General features: G+C 55.2%; 16 protein-coding genes. 12 read left to right on the forward strand and 4 right to left on the reverse strand.

Going from position 1 to position 17591, the window contains the following annotated elements; genetic code table 11:
* Nucleotides 1–96 precede the first annotated feature (96 nt).
* Together VF639_RS17135 and VF639_RS17140 are read left to right on the forward strand one after the other, a co-directional pair.
* The gene (locus VF639_RS17135; RefSeq protein WP_331147154.1) at nt 97–1911 is read left to right on the forward strand and encodes a M1 family metallopeptidase; all 1815 of its coding nucleotides are present in this window, start codon (nt 97–99) and stop codon (nt 1909–1911) included.
* Nucleotides 1912–2100: 189 nt separating this feature from the next.
* Nucleotides 2101–3051, forward strand: coding sequence for a cyanophycinase (locus VF639_RS17140; protein ID WP_331147155.1), 951 nt, complete (start codon nt 2101–2103; stop codon nt 3049–3051).
* A 285-nt stretch (nt 3052–3336) separates the two neighbouring features.
* On the opposite strand, the gene VF639_RS17145 is transcribed toward VF639_RS17140, so the two are convergent.
* A complete protein-coding gene (locus VF639_RS17145) occupies nt 3337–4320 on the reverse strand; it encodes an isoaspartyl peptidase/L-asparaginase family protein (protein ID WP_331147156.1) in 984 nt (327 codons plus the stop codon).
* A 145-nt stretch (nt 4321–4465) separates the two neighbouring features.
* Here VF639_RS17145 and VF639_RS17150 point away from each other — a divergent pair, with 145 nt between their 5' ends.
* From VF639_RS17150 to VF639_RS17165, 4 genes are all read left to right on the forward strand, one after another.
* Nucleotides 4466–4894 carry a DUF3127 domain-containing protein gene (locus VF639_RS17150; RefSeq protein ID WP_331147157.1) on the forward strand — a complete coding sequence of 143 codons (429 nt, stop codon included), beginning with the start codon at nt 4466–4468 and terminating at the stop codon, nt 4892–4894.
* Nucleotides 4895–5145: 251 nt separating this feature from the next.
* Nucleotides 5146–6372, forward strand: coding sequence for a hypothetical protein (locus tag VF639_RS17155; protein WP_331147158.1), 1227 nt, complete (start codon nt 5146–5148; stop codon nt 6370–6372).
* A 162-nt stretch (nt 6373–6534) separates the two neighbouring features.
* The gene (locus VF639_RS17160) at nt 6535–7410 is read left to right on the forward strand and encodes an SDR family NAD(P)-dependent oxidoreductase (protein ID WP_331147159.1); all 876 of its coding nucleotides are present in this window, start codon (nt 6535–6537) and stop codon (nt 7408–7410) included.
* 214 nt (nt 7411–7624) lie between these two features.
* Nucleotides 7625–8254, forward strand: coding sequence for an ATP-binding protein (locus VF639_RS17165; protein WP_331147160.1), 630 nt, complete (start codon nt 7625–7627; stop codon nt 8252–8254).
* 607 nt (nt 8255–8861) lie between these two features.
* On the opposite strand, the gene VF639_RS17170 is transcribed toward VF639_RS17165, so the two are convergent.
* Nucleotides 8862–10373, reverse strand: coding sequence for an alpha/beta hydrolase-fold protein (locus tag VF639_RS17170; protein ID WP_331147161.1), 1512 nt, complete (start codon nt 10371–10373; stop codon nt 8862–8864).
* A gap of 145 nt (nt 10374–10518) precedes the next feature.
* Between VF639_RS17170 and VF639_RS17175 the strand changes: the two genes are divergently transcribed.
* From VF639_RS17175 to VF639_RS17200, 6 genes are all read left to right on the forward strand, one after another.
* Entirely contained in the window at nt 10519–11223 is a 705-nt protein-coding gene (locus VF639_RS17175) for an alpha/beta hydrolase-fold protein (protein WP_331147162.1), read from the forward strand.
* Between the two features lie 74 nt (nt 11224–11297).
* Nucleotides 11298–12323, forward strand: coding sequence for an ATP-grasp domain-containing protein (locus VF639_RS17180; protein WP_331147163.1), 1026 nt, complete (start codon nt 11298–11300; stop codon nt 12321–12323).
* A gap of 155 nt (nt 12324–12478) precedes the next feature.
* Nucleotides 12479–13576 (forward strand): carboxylate-amine ligase, encoded by a 1098-nt coding sequence (locus VF639_RS17185; RefSeq protein WP_331147164.1) that lies wholly within the window; start codon nt 12479–12481, stop codon nt 13574–13576.
* 239 nt (nt 13577–13815) lie between these two features.
* On the forward strand, nt 13816–14664 hold the full coding sequence (locus VF639_RS17190; RefSeq protein WP_331147165.1) for a type 1 glutamine amidotransferase: 849 nt from the start codon (nt 13816–13818) through the stop codon (nt 14662–14664).
* 154 nt (nt 14665–14818) lie between these two features.
* Nucleotides 14819–16006, forward strand: coding sequence for a hypothetical protein (locus tag VF639_RS17195; RefSeq protein WP_331147166.1), 1188 nt, complete (start codon nt 14819–14821; stop codon nt 16004–16006).
* A gap of 55 nt (nt 16007–16061) precedes the next feature.
* Nucleotides 16062–16583: a YdcF family protein gene (locus VF639_RS17200; protein ID WP_331147167.1), complete on the forward strand. Its 522-nt coding sequence runs from the start codon at nt 16062–16064 to the stop codon at nt 16581–16583.
* 5 nt (nt 16584–16588) lie between these two features.
* Here the strand turns inward: VF639_RS17200 and VF639_RS17205 are convergent, their stop codons facing one another.
* Complete coding sequence (locus tag VF639_RS17205) at nt 16589–17104, reverse strand: transposase (RefSeq protein ID WP_331147168.1); 516 nt, start codon at nt 17102–17104, stop codon at nt 16589–16591.
* A 65-nt stretch (nt 17105–17169) separates the two neighbouring features.
* Nucleotides 17170–17535, reverse strand: coding sequence for a transposase (locus VF639_RS17210; RefSeq protein ID WP_331147169.1), 366 nt, complete (start codon nt 17533–17535; stop codon nt 17170–17172).
* Between the last annotated feature and the right edge of the window lie 56 nt (nt 17536–17591).

Raw genomic sequence — 17591 nt, forward strand, 5'->3', positions numbered from 1 at the left:
ACAGCTATCCGGACGGGCGCAAGTGGTTTAACTACCTTTGCGGCTTCTTTAGGTTCCGTTAGGATCACGGCCTTTACTTGCATTTCTGCTTCGCTTATGTCCACTACCCCTGCTCCTACAGCCCCGCACTTCACGCCTGATCCGCACAGCCACGCCCGGCCGGCCGAGGTAAGCGTACAGCACCTTGCCCTCCACTTAGTTGTTGACTTCGCGGCCCGCACGTTGGCCGGCCACGCCACCTGGCAAATAATCAATCATACCGGCACTACCGAGCTGCTACTCGATGCGCGCGACCTGGATATCGAAGCCGTTCTGCTCGGTGGCTTGGACGGGGAGCCAACCGAATTTTCGTTGGGCGCGGCGGACCCCGTACTCGGGCAGCAATTGCGGATTGCCATTCAGCCCGACACGCAGCAGGCAACGATTCGCTACCGCACCACTCCCGGGGCTGCCGCGCTGCAGTGGCTAACCCCCGAGCAAACTGCCGGACGACAACACCCGTTTCTGTTCACACAGTCGCAAGCCATCCTGGCCCGCACCTGGATACCATGTCAAGACTCGCCGGGTGTGCGCTTCACGTACGATGCCAATGTGCACGTACCCGCCGAACTGCTCGCCCTGATGAGCGCCGAGAACCCACAGGCTCGTAATGCCACCGGCGAGTACAGCTTCCGAATGGCTCAGCCTATTCCGGCCTACCTCATGGCGCTGGCCGTGGGCGACGTAGCATTCGAGCCGCTAAGCGCCCGCACCGGCATCTATGCCGAACCTGTAACGCTGCCAGTTGCCACTAGTGAGTTTCAGGATCTGGAAAACATGGTAGCCGCAGCCGAAAGCCTTTACGGCCCTTATCGGTGGGACCAATACGATTTGCTGGTGCTACCGCCCTCTTTTCCGTTTGGCGGAATGGAAAACCCGCGTTTAACATTTGTAACACCTACTATCCTGGCTGGCGACCGGAGCCTGACCAGCCTAGTAGCACACGAACTGGCCCACTCCTGGAGCGGCAACCTCGTTACGAATGCCACCTGGAATGATTTCTGGCTCAACGAAGGCTTCACGGTCTACTTCGAGCGGCGGATTATGGAAAAACTATACGGCCGCTCCTACTCCGACATGCTGCAAGTGCTCGGCCACACCGGCTTGCAGCACACCATCAAGGAGCTTGGGCCCGACAGCAAAGACACCCACCTGCACCTCGACTTGGCCGGGCGCGACCCCGACGAAGGCCTCAACGATATTGCCTGCGAGAAAGGTGACTACCTCCTACTCACCCTCGAACACCTGATAGGCCGGCCCGCCCTCGATACCTTTATTAAAGAATACTTCGCCCGCCATAGCTTCCAGAGCATGGACACCCATTCGTTTGTGACCTATCTGCGGCACGAGCTGCTCGACAAGCAGCCTAGCCTAGAAGAGAAGCTTCAACTCGAGGCATGGGTGAACGGCCCCGGCATTCCGGCGGTGGCTCCACCCGTAAGCTCATCGCGCTTCGAGGCCGTGGAAGCCGCCTTGCAAAGCTGGCAGCAAGGCACTCCAGCCACCACCTTAAACACTTCCAACTGGAGCAGCCACGAGTGGGTGCACTTCCTGCACAACTTACCGAAGGGCTTGCCGGCGGAAAAGCTAGCGGACCTGGACACTGCTTTCAACTTCACGAAGTCCGGCAATGCCGAAATTCTGGCGGCGTGGTTCCCCCACACCATCGGGGCCGGCTACTCTCCTGCCGACGAAGCCCTACGCCAGTTCCTGACCCATGTGGGCCGGCGCAAGTTTTTAACCCCGCTCTATAAGGCGCTGTTGGCGACTCCTGCTGGCTTGGACCGGGCGCGGCGGCTTTACGCTATAGCCCGCCCCAATTACCACTCCGTTGCTACCAGTACCTTCGATTCTTTAGTCGGGCAAGCTTAATCAGACGCACCTTAGGTAACGACATGGGCACCATAGCCCACATAAAAATGTAGTGATCTTTTTACCACTAGCTAGGAATCTGGTCTGGTGAGTTGTTTTTTGTAGGTACCGTTGAGTTGCCTGGCTCGAAGCTTGCTCCCCGGGCAGCTCCGGTTTCTTGTTTTGTGTTGTACTAGTTTGATTTTTGCGTTGAAGAATTCCAAACCATTGGGTAAGCTTATTGCCATCGGCGGCAATGAAGACAAGGGCACTTACCCTAACCCTCGTACGAAAAAGAAATACTACCTCAACTTTTTCGAGCTCGGTATCCTAAAACGGGTGGTACTCGAATCAGGGAAAGAGGATCCGCGCATCGAGGTTATCACTACGGCCTCTATGATTCCGGAAGAGGTGGCCAAGATTTACGTGACTTCGTTTGCCATGCTCAACTGCCATCAGGTGGGCATCATGGACGTCCGCACGCCCGAAGACGCGCTGCAGCCCGAGTACGTGGAGCGGTTACGCCTCGCCGACGTAGTCATGATTAGCGGGGGCAACCAGTCGCGCCTCACTCAAATGTTTGGCGGCACCGAGTTTTTGCGGGTGTTGAAGCAGCGCTACCAGGAGTCGCCCAACTTTGTTATTGCGGGCACCTCGGCCGGGGCCATGGCCATGTCGCAGGCCATGATTGCGGGCGGCAGCGTGCCAGATTCCTTGATGAAAGGAGCCGTGAAGATGGGCACCGGCCTAGGTTTGCTTGACAACGTGGTTATCGATTCGCACTTTGTGAAGCGCGGCCGGTTTGGGCGGCTTATTGAGGCGGTGGCCTTGCATCCCAAGCTGATTGGTATCGGGCTCGGGGAGGACACGGGGGTACTCATTACGGGCGGCCATCAGTTCGAAGCTATCGGCTCGAACCTCGTCGTTATTATGGATGGGCACAAGCTGGAACACAACAATGCCCATGCCGCCCGCAAAGGCGAAGCCATTTCCATCGAAAACATGCTGCTGCACGTGCTAGTAAAGGGCAACGTGTACGATGTCACGCAACGCGAATTCTACCCCGAACTAAAGCTGCTGCTTGAAGCCGCCGAATCGGATCAACTCACGGCTGATTCAACTGTTACTCCCTCTCCTTCCGTGTCAACGGACGTTCAATAGACAAGTTTCTATTTCCGCAACAAAAAGCCGCGTTTCCTGCCAGGAAACGCGGCTTTTTGTTGCGGAAACACCATGTCGCTGCTTCGGAGTCTATACCTTATATATATGGGTGCAGAAAAACCCTCCAAGTCAGTGTCTATTTGAATAGAACGTCATGCTCGATCTAGCATCCGCTTGCCGAAGCATCTCGCGCGCTGACATTAAATTACTAATTTAGACATCAACAGGCGAGATGCTTCGGCTGCGCCCTTGCATGACGTTCTTTTTTCCTTTTCAAATCAACTCTTAGTCTTTGTAAATCCCGATGTAGAGGTTGGAGGGCGTGATGCTCCCGCGGTACATACCTTCAGAATTGAAAGGCAGCGCCACGTTACCGGCCGCGTCCACGGCTACGAGGCCGCCCTCACCGCCTACCGGTGCCAGCTTGTCGTGCACCACCACGCGGCAGGCTTCGGCCAAGCTCAGCCCGCGGTACTCCATGAGGCAACTAATGTCGTGAGCTACCATAGCACGCAGGAAAAACTCGCCGTGGCCGGTGCAACTGATGGCGCAGGTACGGTTGTCGGCGAAGGTACCGGCGCCGATGATAGGTGAATCGCCGATGCGGGAGTAGCGCTTGTTGGTCATGCCGCCGGTGCTGGTGGCGGCGGCCAAGTTGCCGAGTTGGTCGCAGGCTACGGCGCCGACGGTGCCCATTTTCTTTTTCGGGTCTTCGTTGGGAAAAGCCGCTGGCTCTTCGAGCGGTGCGGCTGTCGCCAAAGCCTGGCTGTGGTCGAGGCGCATGCGGCCTTCGCGCAGGGCTTCCTGCAGTTGAGCATAGCGGTGCTCAGTGAAAAAATATTCGGCGGGCTGCGTAGGCAGACCATGCTCCTGTGCCAGCTCGTCGGCGCCCGGATAGGCTAGCAGTACGTGGTCGGTTTTCTCCATTACCAGCCGCGCCGCCCGGATGGGGTTCTGCACAGTACGCACTCCGGCCACGGCGCCGGCCGCCCGGTTGCGCCCGTCCATGATAGCGGCATCCATTTCCTGATGCCCCTCATGGGTAAATACCGCCCCCCGCCCTGCGTTGAAGAGCGGATTGTCTTCCAGACTACGCACCGCCATTTCTACCGCATCAAGGGCGGGGCCGCCTTGGCGCAGGATGTTGTAGCCCGCTTCCAGGCTCTCACGCAGAGCGGCTTGATAGGCAAATTCCTTTTCTGGCGTCATGAGAGCGGGAGAAATAGTGCCGGCACCTCCGTGGATGGCGAGGGCGAGAGGATGGTTCATGCGCAGTAAAAATCAGAGGCAAAAAGAAAAGATAAGCCAAAGGTACGCAGGCCACTGACCTCAACCGCAGCCAAGTTGGATGGCCTAAGCCCGTTTTTTTTCGTACGTTTGAATTACTGTTTTCACTCCCCAAAATATTTACCTTATGGCTTACGATGCTACCGGCCGCCTGCACGAAATCTTCGATGAACAGCAGGTGAGCGAGAAATTCCGCAAGCGCGAGTTCGTGCTGGAAGTTGTAGATGGCCAGTACCCTGAGCATATCAAGTTCCAATTGGTGCAGGATAAAACCGCCCTTATCGACCCCTTCAAAGTGGGCGACGAGGTAAAAATTGCCTTCAACCTCCGGGGCCGCGGCTTCAACAAAAATGGTCAGATGCTGTATTTCACCAACCTGGAAGCGTGGCGCATCGAGCCCGCCGCTGGCGGTGGTGCTGCGGCTCCTCAGGGTGGTGGTTACCAGCAAGCAGCTCCTCGCGCCGCTGCGCCGGCGCCGGCCGCCAACCAGAACCCCAATCTGCGCGCTTCGGCCGCCCCAATTGCCTCAGACGACGACAACGACCTGCCTTTCTAAGCTAGATCCGTTGGCGTTTGCCAATCTATAAAATGCCGCTTCCAAAAAGGAAGCGGCATTTTTGCTCTTGCGCTCGGCAGTATGGGTTTCGTGATAAGTGCGCGGGACAAATTCTACCCGGCAAAATCTGTAAAATTTTAAACGTGGCATAGTAGCGGTCCACTTAGTGATACCCATGGTGTTGCAGTAGCCAGCGCAATAGCTTATACTCATTCTTCTTGCCGATACTCCTTACAGCTTACGCTCATTAAGTGCCTTCCACTTCCGATCTGCCATATCAGCTACTTGTCCGCTTCCGCAGACGCCTGTGGGCAAGCAGTTTGTTGTTTGGCGGCTTGATGACTGCTTATTACTGGTACATCATTCTTGTTGAGAATGTACCAACAGATATCCAAATTCATTTGCAATACTTGGCGCAGCAAGTTTGCACCGACCATCAAACCATACCAGCAAACGGCGGATTCTATCTTGTTGTGTGGCTGCTAGCAGGTTTCTCCTGCAACTACACCTTGCTTTCAAAGATAGCGGTTGTTTTTCTTGGTGCTTGTTGGGGAACAGCGGTTTACTTGTCAGGTTTGGTGGGAGCGCAGATAATTTGTGGCCGGGCTACAGCAACTCTTTCCGCTTCCAAAGCAGCTACTGTTTTAGTAGCTGCTATTACTTCCTGCCTGGTATTTCCAGTTCTCGTGTCGAGGTCGCCCTTCTACATCGGCTTGATCCCACCCAATGTATACCACAATTCCACCTGGATCAGCGCCTTGCCATGGGTTATTGCTGTTTTTGGCCTGGGTTTGCGTCAGTTGCAGGGCGAAGCTAAAAGCTTGCGAACAGAAGCATATATTGGCGTTTTACTGCTGGTAGGCGCGTTCTTTAAACCGAGTTTTGCTTTTGTTTTTATACCTACCTACGCCCTACTGCGCGTTTCACAGTTGCCCTGGCACCGGTGGCACACGCTAGTGCTGCCATTGGGCATCGCACTACTGCCTGTTGTGCTGCTGGTAGTTGGCCAAGTAGTATGGCTTGCCTTGTACTCACAAACTACACTTGGCGAGAAGATCCATTTGGCCTTGGCATTTCCTGCTGGTTGGCGCTACGCTATGCCTCACCTGCCTTGGAGCCGTGCCTTGCTCCGATTTTGTAGCTCTTTCGCACTTCCCGCTTTAGCCTACTATTTGCGTCCGGACTGGCTGAAACGCGTTCCGCACCAATTTTCTCTGCTATGCGCCGGAATCGGCTTTTTGCTGTTTATGCTTGTGTACGAAACGGGCGTACGAGCTAAACACGGCAATTTTTTATGGCAATGCTTCTACGCTAATCACCTGCTTTATTGGATGATCATTCTTTCGGCTCTAAACTGGCAGCCGTCTTCAGCATCAGAATATAGTCGTAGAAACTTTTTATGGGCGGCTATCGGCTTGAACTTGGTAAGTGGCTTATTATACTTAACTATTTTAGTTGTCACGAAAAGCTTTTTTTAAAAGTAAAGCTGTTTTCATCTTCTATCTACCCTGCGACTTGAACTAGCCTAGCAATTGCTTTTGCTTGAAGCCAGTAAACTTTCGTTCGGCTTTCTCTCGTTAATAGCCCCATATTGGCAGGCAGGTTCTTGCTTGCTTATGCTTCCACCGTATTCGCCGCACATGGCTGTTTCTAGGGTTTCTTCTCTTACTAATAAAACCGCATTAGTTACCGGCGCTAGTAGCGGCATTGGCTTGGTAACTGCCCGCGAGCTAGCCCGGCGCGGGGCCAAGGTGATTTTGGTGGCTCGCAACCGTGAAAAACTTGAGCGCGCCCGCACTGCCATTCAGTTTGCCGTTCCCCACGCACAACTCGATGTCCGCGTCTGCGACCTATCGTTGCTGGCCAATGTGCGGCAGCTAGCCGACGACCTGACGCACGAATACAGCAAGCTGGATATTTTGGTCAATAATGCCGGCATCATGCCGGGCCCGCACGTCCTCACCTCGGAGGGCCACGAGTTGAGTTGGGCGACCAATCATTTGTCAGTCTTCGCACTTACTCATTTGCTGCTTCCCCTTTTGACAGCGGCCGAAACCGGGCGGATTGTCACGGTATCGTCGGAGGCACACTGGTTTGGCGAGATTGAGTTTTCGCAGGAAGTTCGCAACGCCCCCGAGAAATACAGCTGGCTTACTGCCTACGCAGATTCTAAGTTGGCAAATATCTTGTTCACCAACGAGCTAGCCTACCGCCTCGAACTTACCACCGTAACCGCTAACTGCCTGCACCCCGGTTTAGTGGATACGGGGTTGATTCATGCGCATAGCCCTTGGGCCATGAAGGCGCTTTGGTGGCCCGCCAAACCTTTTATGGTTAGTCCGGAGCGAGGCGCCGAAACTACTTTGTATTTGGCTACCGCTCCGGAAGTGGCCAAGGTCAACGGCTCCTACTTTAAAAACTCGCGGCCCGGCCGGAGTTCTTCCCGCTCACAAAACCGCACGGACGCGGCGCGGCTTTGGCGAATTTCAGAAGAGGAAACCGGACTAGCGCTGTAGCACCCGATTCGGCGTGCGTTAGATATACACGCCAACCTATCCGAGCTGGAAACACGTAGATAAAGAAGTGAAATCGTTGACGGAGGCTAGCTCTCAACTCTTCGGCAAACCGAAACTGGCAGTTCTGGCTTTTTGTTGTTTTCAAGGAACGGACTATTTCGCATGGGGTACGTACGTTTCGTGCCGCAACGGCACAAGCTAAAGCTTATGCTACATGTCTGACCTGCACGCTTTAATTCGTCGGGGTGAAGGGGAGCAACTGGAATTCAAAAAGAAAACCACCCACCCCACCCGCATTTCGCGCACCTTAGTTTCACTGGCCAACACCCACGGCGGCCAGGTGCTGGTAGGTGTCGACGATGACGGCCGCATCGTAGGTGTGCGCGACGCCGAAGAGGAAATGTACCTGCTACGCCAAGCTGCCGAGCACTACGCCGACCCACCCCTGAAGCTCAGAATCAAAGAAATAGAGGAAGAAGGCCGAACAGTACTCGTTGTAACGGTACCGGAAAGCCTCGATAAGCCTCACCGCGCCCAAGTAGCCGACGGCGACTGGCGCGGCTACGTGCGCGTCCGCGACGAAAGCGTGCAAACCAGCCAGCTCACCGAAAAGGCTTTGAAGCGCAATGAGTTAGCTTTTCCGCGCCTGGAGAAGCTACCGCTCAACAAAGAAGAGTTGGCCGTATTAGAATATCTGCGGCAGAATTCGCGCATTACGCTGCCCCAATACATGAAACTGCTCAACATCGGGCAGCGCCGCGCCTACCGCACGCTCATTAAGCTGACACTGCACGGCTATATCAAACACCACGATAAAGGGAAGGAAGTGTATTACACACTATAAATTATTCTGCTATTCTGCTTGCTTCAGATTATGTATCCCCCAGCGCGTAGTAGCTAAATTTTCTCTTTCTATTTCCAGGAAGTTTTTATTCTCAACAACAATTAGAGCAAATCAATTATTCTCTATTCAAAAAACTTCAACCTCCCAAGTATCTTTTTATTATTTTCTCAGGGCTAATAATTCTCAGGGCTAATAATTGTAGATGGTTTTATTCGTTCTAGAATTTACCCGGCAGTTTCTTAGCCTAAAAAACTGGTCTTCATTCTTTCCTGCCTTCAAATCCCTGACCTTCAAGTGTTTTATAAAATTTTATATCCTATTCGTTTTACTACTCTTGCTCTATGTTTTCTCGATATTACATATCATTGGAAATGAATAAAAAGGCCTAAACAATAAATTTAGTTTAGGCCTTTCCACTATTTACGTTATTCCTGTTTCCGGGCGCGAGTTTGCTTTTTCTCTTCTTTAGCCGCCTTTTTTTCCTTTGTAGTTTTAACAGGCTCTTTCTTTTTTTCTTTGCGGGCGTCTTGCGCTTTAGCCATGGTGTGAGGGTTTTAGGAATGTGAGGTAAAAGAAATAACGCAGTCTGCGGGCGGCGTGTTGCTTGCTACGCCGGCAAATGTGGCAGGTACCGCTCCTGCAATATATGCAGATGGTGAGCTTCGTGCCCCGGCAAAATAAAGGTTAAAGCCCGCACGCTCACCGGGAAGCCGCTGGCCACCCCCATCCGGTCGTAGGCGCCGGGCTGAAACGACTCAAACAAGCTCAGCGTGGCAGCTCGCACGGTGTCGTACTCCTTCAGAATGCTTTCCAAGGTACGGTCGTTGGCTCCTGACAGGGGCACGTACTCATCCTGGTCGAAGCCGGCGAGAGGCTGCTGGTCGCCGCGGGCGATACGCAGGGCCCGGTAGGCGAAAATGCGCTCCGTATCAAGTATGTGCACCAGCATTTCCTTGATGCTCCATTTTTCGGGCGCGTAGGCAAAGAGAGCCTGCTCGTCGGTGAGGTGGCTGATGAGGCGCCGCAACACTTGGGGTTGCTGCTGGAGCTGTACTAAGGGGTCGGTGCCCTCAGGCACTAAACTAATGTAGGTGTCATAGTACTCGTTGTACTGGCCGGCGACAGGGCGAAGAAAAGACGACATAGGGGCAATGGGTTGAACCGAGGCCTCTAAGTACTGAGAAAAAACCTTACTGCCGTGGTGCCGCCGCCGGTTGAGCCGTTGCCGATTAGTCCAGGGGCTGGTCAGCGGGCTTTTGTCGACCTGCAATACGGGCAGCGGCGGCCGGGTGCCCGGCGTGCCGAAGGCCCAATGCAGGAAGTCGGGCAGCAGGTGGCCCCACGTATGCTGATTGTGGCGGCCGCCAGCTACTTCCACGTAGCGAATGCGGGCATCGGGCAGGCCCTGGCGAACCAGCACCGCCATCAGGTCGAGGGTATCTTCAATGGAGTCGATGATGCCGTTGTGGTTCCGGTCGTTGGTTTCGTCGAGGGTGCCGGTTTGCAGCCAGAAGCGGTGGTCGAGGTACGCGGGGCGGGCCCGCACGAGGCGGTGCATGATGCGGTCGGCGTCGGTGTAGCCATCTTCTATGGCCCGGCGGCGCCACCAGAACGAGCCGGAGAAGGCCCCGGCCCGCGTGGCTACTTCGGGGTGGTGCCACACGAAGTCGAAGGCAGTGAGGCCACCCAAAGAGAAGCCGGCATACACGGTTTGGTTGGGGTCGGAGGAAACGTAATAGTGCTGCCGAACGTGAGCCAGCAGCTCGTGCAACACAAACTCGGTGTACCGGCCGGCCCGGCTGCCCCGGCCGAGGTAGTCGGGCTGCGCGGCCGTGCCGTATTCCTGAATACGCTCGTGGGCATGAATGGCCACTAGCACAAACGGCTCTAACTGGCGCTGCCGGTAGAGCTGCCGAAGCGTGGCGGGCAAACGCAGACGCCGCAAATCCTGGCCGTCGTTGAGGTAGAGTACGGGGTAGCGGGTAGGCGCGGCGGGGTCGTAGCCAGGCGGCAGCACCACCTCCAGCACGACGGGGCGACCCAAGAAACGGGAATGCAGCGTGGTGTCGCGCACTACTTGCAGGGCGCTGCGGCGCTCAGAATCAATTGGCAAATACATCCACAAAAGTAAAATTGTTGATGGTTACAATAACCTCCACGTTGGTATTAGCCGTTTAGGCGGAAAAAAGAATAGCGCAGAGATTTTCAATAAGTTTCAACTTATTCTTTTCTTATTGTTGTTGTTCACCTAAGCCAACCCAATTTTGCAGGAAGCTTACCGCCCCTTTTATTCGCACAACCTCGGCCATGAGGTGGAGATGCTGGTCTTCGGTGACCTTGGCTACCCCATCGTACTCTTCCCTACTTCCATGGGGCGCTACTACGAGGCCAAGGATTTCAAGCTCATAGAAGCCGTGCAGTGGTTTGCCAACAAACACAAGTTCAAGTTCTACTGCCTTGATGGCGTCGATAAGCACACCTGGTACGGCAAACATCTGCATCCGGCCGAGCGCGTGCAAAATCACATTCGCTACGACCGGATGGTGAGCCAGGAATTGGTGCCCATGTTGCAGCGCGAGTGCCAAGTCGACAAAATAGGCGTGGCCGGTTGCAGTTTCGGTGGCTTTCATGCCATGAACTTCGCCTTCCGCCATCCCGAGCAAGTGGCCCACCTGTTCACCATGGGCGCCGCCTTCGATATCCGGCAGTTTCTGGATGGTTACTACGACGAGAACGTCTACTACAACAACCCGCCCGACTTCATGCCGGATGCGCAAAACGAGCATTTTTACCAGATGAATATTGTGCTTGGCACCGCCGAACACGACTTCTGTAAAAACTCGAATTACCAGATGTCGGATATTTTGCACCGCAAAGGCATTCGGCACTGGCTGGATGTAAACCCCTTCGGCACCCACGACTGGCCGGTGTGGCGGGAGATGTTTCCACGATATTTGTCACAGATTTAAGAGTTTATTTGGCGGATTTCCGCTTGTACTTTCCACTTTAACCCTGCCCGAACTCTTCCTTTCGGGCTCAGCTTATGAAAAAAATCGGCATTCTTTTCGGACAGGAAAACACCTTCCCACAAGCCTTCGTGGACCGCGTAAACCAGAAAGCAGGCGGCAGCTTCGCGGCGGAGTTTGTTAGCATCAACCAGGTGGAGCAGGCCGTACCAACCGATTACGCTGTTATCATAGACCGGATTTCGCAGGATGTGCCCTTCTACCGGGCCTACCTCAAAAATGCCGCTTTAACGGGCACGGCGGTTATCAACAACCCGTTCTGGTGGAGCGCCGACGAGAAGTTCTTCAATAATGCGTTGGCCGTGCAGCTCGGCGTGCCGGTGCCGCGCACCCTGCTGCTGCCTTCCAAAGAGCGTCCCACCGATACTAGCCACAACTCGTTTCGCAACCTGGAATTGACCAATTGGGACGAGGCTTTCGCCAAAATCGGCTTTCCGGCTTATATGAAGCCCCACTCCGGGGGCGGCTGGAAGAGCGTGTACAAGCTCGATAACATTCATGATTTCCACCGCGCCTACGACGAAACCGGCCAGCTGGTGATGCTGCTTCAGGAAGCGGTGGATTTCACCGACTACTTCCGCTGCTACTGCATCGGCGGCAAAGAAGTGCTTGTCATGCCCTACGAGCCGCGCAACCAGCCACATCTGCGCTACGCCACCGAAATGAAAACCACGGGCCAAGCCGGCAAAAAGCTACTGGCCACCATGAAAGACTATGTGCTCAAGCTCAACCAAGGCCTTGGCTACGACTTCAACACCGTAGAATTTGCGGTGCGTGACGGTATTCCGCTGGCTATCGACTTCGGCAACCCTGCTCCCGATGCCGATGTAAATTCCGTAGGCCAGCAAAACTTCGAGTGGGTGGTGGAGGCCGCTGCCAACCTGGCCATCAGCCGCGCCAAAACCTACAAGGCCGGCCGCGATAACCTGACTTGGGGCACGTTCGTACGAAACTCAGCGGGCGGACCCGTTGCACCGGCCAAGAAGGCCACGGCGAAAAAAGACGACGAGGCCAAGCCCAAAGCCAAGAAAAAGAACGAATAGGTAGCGTTTATTGAACTGTCATTCCGACATTCCGTGCATCAAGTGGAGAGAGGAATCCGAGTTAATTCGTTGAACGGCTTCACTCAGATTCCTCTCTCCGTTTGATGCACGGAATGTCGGAATGATAGTTATTGACCATTTATACCACCTTAGCCATGCCCCAGTTCACGCTCGGAATAGAAGAGGAATTTCAGACGATAGATCCCGAAACCCGTGACTTACGCTCCCATATGTCGGAGATTGTGGAGGGCGGCAAAGTGGTGTTGCAGGAACAGGTGAAGGCCGAAATGCACCAGTCGGTGGTAGAGGTCGGCACGACGATTTGCCACAACATCACGGAGGCGCGGGAGCAAGTCACGCATCTGCGCCGCATGGTAATTGACCTGGCCGACAAAGTCGGACTCAAAATAGCCGCGGCCGGTACCCACCCCTTTTCCCGTTGGCAAGACCAGCCGATTACAGTTGATGCCCGCTATGATAAGATTGTCGAGGAACTACAGGAAGCCGCCCGCTCCAACCTGGTTTTTGGTATGCACGTGCACATCGGGCTTGAAAACCGCGACTTGGGCGTGTACGTGATGAACACGTTGCGCTACTTTCTGCCGCACATTTTCGCTTTATCCACGAACTCGCCGTTTTGGGAAGGGCGTGAAACGGGCTATAAGTCTTTCAGGACCAAGGTATTTGAGCGGTTTCCGCGCACCGGTATTCCCGACTACTTCAGCAGCGCCAGCGAGTACGACGAATACATTGCGCTGCTGGTAAAAACGGGCTGCATCGATAATGGCAAAAAGATTTGGTGGGACTTGCGCCTGCACCCGTTCTTCGACACCATCGAATACCGCATCTGCGACATGCCGCTGCGAGTAGACGAAACGGTGGCGCTAGCCGCCGTAATGCAAGCCCTGGTAGCCAAAATCTACAAGCTCAAGAGCCAGAACCTTAACTTCCGGCTCTACCGCAAAGCCCTCATCAACGAAAACAAATGGCGGGCGGCGCGTTACGGCATCGATAGCAAAATGATTGATTTCGGGAAAGAATCGGAAGTGCCGACCCGGGAGTTGATTATGGAATTGCTGGAGTTTGTGGACGATGTACTGGACGAGCTCGGCAGCCGCCACGAGGTGGAATATGTGCTTGAAATGCTGGAAATGGGCACCGGCGCCGACCGGCAGCTCAAGGTGTTCAAGGAAACCAACGACCTGAAAAAGGTGGTGGATTTCATTGTGTCCGAAACCACACACGGTTTATAATCACGGATTTAGGAAACGCTAGGCGCCCGGATGTCGTTTCCTTCCTTTCCGATCCGGTTTTGATGCAGTGCCGCTGGTTGTTGCAGAGAGCTTTTCTGCCCCTATGAAGCCGACACTGCATCAAAACTAATCAATATTCATTTTTTGTACTTTTGCTTTTTGCTGCCACTAACCTATTACTTATAGGAGCAGCTAATCGTTGTTTCAAAATACCCTAGCCACCGGGCGGGTTCTACTGTATGAAGTCTCTTAAAATTGCCATTCTGGATATGTACAACAATGCTCCTAATGAGGGCATGCGCTGTATTCTCCAACTCGTGCGCCGGACACAAGAAACCAGCCCCGTCAGCCTTTCCTTCGATGTATTCAATGTGCGGGCCAACGTAGAAGTGCCCGATCTGAGCTACGATATCTACATTTCCAGCGGTGGTCCGGGCAGCCCGCTCCCGACCGAGGAAGCATGGGAAAAACCTTATTTCGAGCTCATCGACAGCCTGTTTGCCTGGAACAAGGAGCACGACCAGAAGAAGCATGTTTTTCTGATCTGCCACTCGTTTCAGTTGGTGAGCCGGCATTTAAAGGTAGGCTTGCTGAGCAAGCGCAAATCCACTTCGTTTGGCATCTTCCCGATGCACAAAACCGAAGATGGTGAAGCTGATTCGCTGCTGCACATTCTCCCGGAGCCCTTCTTCTCCGTCGATTCGCGCGACTACCAGGTCACCGAGCCCGACGAAGCCCGCTTGACGGAGTCTGGTATCAAGATTCTGGCTATGGAAAAGGAGCGCCCTCACGTGCCCCTCGACCGGGCTATCATGGCTATTCGGTTCACGCCCGAAATCATTGGCACGCAGTTTCACCCCGAAGCCGATGGTGAGGGTATGCTGCGCCACTTCCAAACCACCGAGAAACGCGAGCAGATCATTGCCAACCACGGCGAAGCGAAATACGAGGAAATGGTGCGCCTGCTCCAAGACCCCGAAACCATTGAGCTCACAGAATCTCTCGTTATTCCCACTTTCCTGCGGCAAGCCATTGCGGTCCTAACCCCAATCGCCGCCGAGCAGCAACCCGCCGGCGTGACGTATTAGGTACCACGTTTGTCGTTCCGACATTCCGCGCATCAAGCAGCAGGAGGAAGCTGAGCTAAGTCGTTGAACGGCTCCACTCAGCTTCCTCCTGCCTCGGAACAACAAACGAGTGGGCACTTGATTTTTACAGAAAATTCCTCTCTTCTCTTACGCTATGATTCCTGAATTCCGCGCCCGATACAACCAAGCCTTCAGCCCCGAGCGCTACCAGGAAATGTTGCGCACGATAGAGCAGGAGTTGCCGGGTCAGTTGGAGTTCCGGTTAGCGGAGACGCCGATTTTTGTACCAGCTGCCCTACGCGATAAATTGGTGCTGGCTGGCGAGAGCATACTTGATGTGCTGACGGCGCCCGACTTCAAGGCTCGTACCGAGCAGGCTGTACCGCCCGCGCTTCGCGTGCCAAACGAGAATGCGCACACTTCGTTTCTGGCTATCGACTACGCAGTATGCCGGAACGCCAGCGGGGAGCTGGAGCCGCAGCTCATTGAATTGCAAGGCTTTCCTTCGCTATATGCCTTCCAGGATTACTTCCAGGATGTCTATCGTCGGTTTTTTCCGGTGCCCGATTCGGTTTCGCACCTTTTCCAGGGCCTTAGCTCCGCCGATTACATAGCGAAGCTCCGGCAGCTGATTGTGGCCCATGAAAACCCGGAGAATGTAATCTTGTTGGAGCTGTTTCCGGAAAAACAAAAGACGCGGATTGATTTCGAGCTAACCAAACGCGCCTTGGGTGTAGCGCCCGTGTGCCTGACCAAGGTACGCAAGGAGGGCCGACAGCTCTATTACGAGCAAGACGGTCGTCGCGTCCCTGTTCGGCGCATTTATAACCGGGTCATTTTCGATGAGTTGGCGCACTACCCCGGCTTGGAAACCGAGTTCGAGCTGACTGACGACGTGGATGTGGAATGGGTGGGTCACCCCAACTGGTTTTTTCGCATCAGCAAGTACACGCTGCCCCTACTCCACAGTCCCTACGTTCCCCCGAGTTACCGCCTCGACCAACTTTCCACCTACCCCGTCGACCTGGAAAACTACGTGCTTAAGCCCCTGTTTTCCTTCGCGGGTAGCGGCGTAAAACTCGACGTAACCGCTGCCAACTTGGAAGCCATACCCGACAAGCATAACTTCTTGTTGCAGCGCAAAGTGCAGTACGAACCCGTTGTTCAATCGCCGGATGGGCTGGTAAAGTGCGAAATTCGGATGCTTTACGGCTGGCCCGACGGCGACGCCCGCCCCACCCTGCTCACCAACCTAGGCCGCCTCAGCCGCGGCGCCATGATAGGCGTAGACTTCAATAAGAACAAGGATTGGGTTGGCGGCTCGGTATGCTTTTTCGAGTAGCGCCACGCCGGTAACTCACGCATTTTCTACGTCTATCTAGCAGGTACTAGTCTCCTTGAAATCGGCAACGTATATCGCCAAACGGGTTGCCCTGGTGCTTGGCAGTTGGTTTCTGCTACATGTTGCCGCTACTACCATCGACGGCTTAACCGACAATGCGCAACCGGCCAATTGCCTTTTAGTGCTCGGCAACACCGTCAATGCTGATGGCACTCTTTCACCTCGTTTGCGTGGCCGCTTAGACAAAGCCCTGGACTTATACCGAGCCGGCATAAGTCCCACCATCTTCGTGAGTGGCGGTTTAGGCAAAGAAGGCCATTATGAGGGCACCGCAATGCGCCAGTATCTAGTAGCGCACGGCGTACCATCGGCGGCGATACTAGTTGATAATGTGGGCAATACCACGCAGGCTACGGCCCGCAACTTTGCGGCCACAGCCCAAGTCCGCCACTTTTCATCGGTGGTTGTGGTGTCGCAGTTCTTCCATATCAGCCGCACCAAGCTGCTGCTGAAGCAACAGCAACTCCCGCGCATCTACGGTGCGCACGCCAACTACTACGAGCTGCGCGATATATAGCGGTTTCAAGAACGGTGTACGTGATATCCACAGTGATTGAACCACGCTTTGGCGTCTGCGCTCGTAATCCAACCCACGGCGGTCTGGATGGCGGCTTCGAGTGCTTCGCGGGTGCGGGCCTGGGCTTGGCGCAGCTTGGTTTTGAGCTTACTCCAGGCCTGCTCGACCGGCGTAAAATCGGGCGAATAGGGCGGCAGAAACAGCACCTCGACACCGCGCCGGGCCAGTTCTTGCGGCAGCCCGCCGAGCTTGTGTACGGGCAGGTTGTCGAGTACCAGCACGTCGCCGCGTCGCAATTGTGGCCCTAGTACCCGGCCCACATAAAAAGCGAAGCTGCGCTGGTTGAGCGCCCCGTTCAGCACCTGCACGGCCGTCAGACCACGCACGCCCAGCGCCCCAATCAGCGTCAGTGCCCGCCCACGCTTGAGCGGCATGGCGCCGGCCGTGCGGTGCCCGTCCGTAGCGCCGACAGTAGTCCAGGCGCACGCCGGTCTCGTCCAAAAAGTAAAACCGGTGCACATCGCGGCGGGGGGCGATGGCTTCCACATGCTGGCCTCGCAGCGCGCGCACGCGGGGCGTATCGCGTTCAGTGGCGTGCAGGCTTTTTTTTGCGGCGCAGCCCGTGTTCGTCGAGTACGCGCCAGACCGCCCCGAGGCTCACCCACTGACCGCTTTCGGCCAGCAACCCGTCACGCAGCTCCGCCAGCGTTGCATCTGGCTGCCGCCCGACCTGCGCCACCAGCCACGCCTGCGCCGCCGCACTCAGGCAGCGCGGCGGTCCGCCCCGGCCGGGCAAAGCGGCCACCTGACCAGTCTGTCGCTGCCGCCGCAACAGGTTGCCGACGAAGGCCACGCTCACGCAAAAGCGCTGCGCCACCTGCGCCTGCCGCGCCCCCGGCTCAGCGCACGCCTGGGCCACGCGCTGGCGTAAATCCAAAGAATAGGCTTGCATACAACCGCTTACGCAGCCTAGTCGCGAACAGCTACACCGTTCTTGAATCTGCTATA

Source organism: Hymenobacter sp. (assembly GCF_036387835.1).
GTDB lineage: Bacteria > Bacteroidota > Bacteroidia > Cytophagales > Hymenobacteraceae > Hymenobacter.

Coding starts and splice junctions, on each gene's coding strand:
- VF639_RS17135 (WP_331147154.1), top strand. CDS start 97: ATGTCCACTACCCCTGCTCCTACAGCCCCGCACTTCACGCCTGATCCG.
- VF639_RS17145 (WP_331147156.1), bottom strand. CDS start 4,320: ATGAACCATCCTCTCGCCCTCGCCATCCACGGAGGTGCCGGCACTATT.
- VF639_RS17150 (WP_331147157.1), top strand. CDS start 4,466: ATGGCTTACGATGCTACCGGCCGCCTGCACGAAATCTTCGATGAACAG.
- VF639_RS17160 (WP_331147159.1), top strand. CDS start 6,535: ATGGCTGTTTCTAGGGTTTCTTCTCTTACTAATAAAACCGCATTAGTT.
- VF639_RS17165 (WP_331147160.1), top strand. CDS start 7,625: ATGTCTGACCTGCACGCTTTAATTCGTCGGGGTGAAGGGGAGCAACTG.
- VF639_RS17170 (WP_331147161.1), bottom strand. CDS start 10,373: ATGTATTTGCCAATTGATTCTGAGCGCCGCAGCGCCCTGCAAGTAGTG.
- VF639_RS17180 (WP_331147163.1), top strand. CDS start 11,298: ATGAAAAAAATCGGCATTCTTTTCGGACAGGAAAACACCTTCCCACAA.
- VF639_RS17185 (WP_331147164.1), top strand. CDS start 12,479: ATGCCCCAGTTCACGCTCGGAATAGAAGAGGAATTTCAGACGATAGAT.
- VF639_RS17190 (WP_331147165.1), top strand. CDS start 13,816: ATGAAGTCTCTTAAAATTGCCATTCTGGATATGTACAACAATGCTCCT.
- VF639_RS17195 (WP_331147166.1), top strand. CDS start 14,819: ATGATTCCTGAATTCCGCGCCCGATACAACCAAGCCTTCAGCCCCGAG.
- VF639_RS17205 (WP_331147168.1), bottom strand. CDS start 17,104: ATGTGCACCGGTTTTACTTTTTGGACGAGACCGGCGTGCGCCTGGACT.
- VF639_RS17210 (WP_331147169.1), bottom strand. CDS start 17,535: ATGCAAGCCTATTCTTTGGATTTACGCCAGCGCGTGGCCCAGGCGTGC.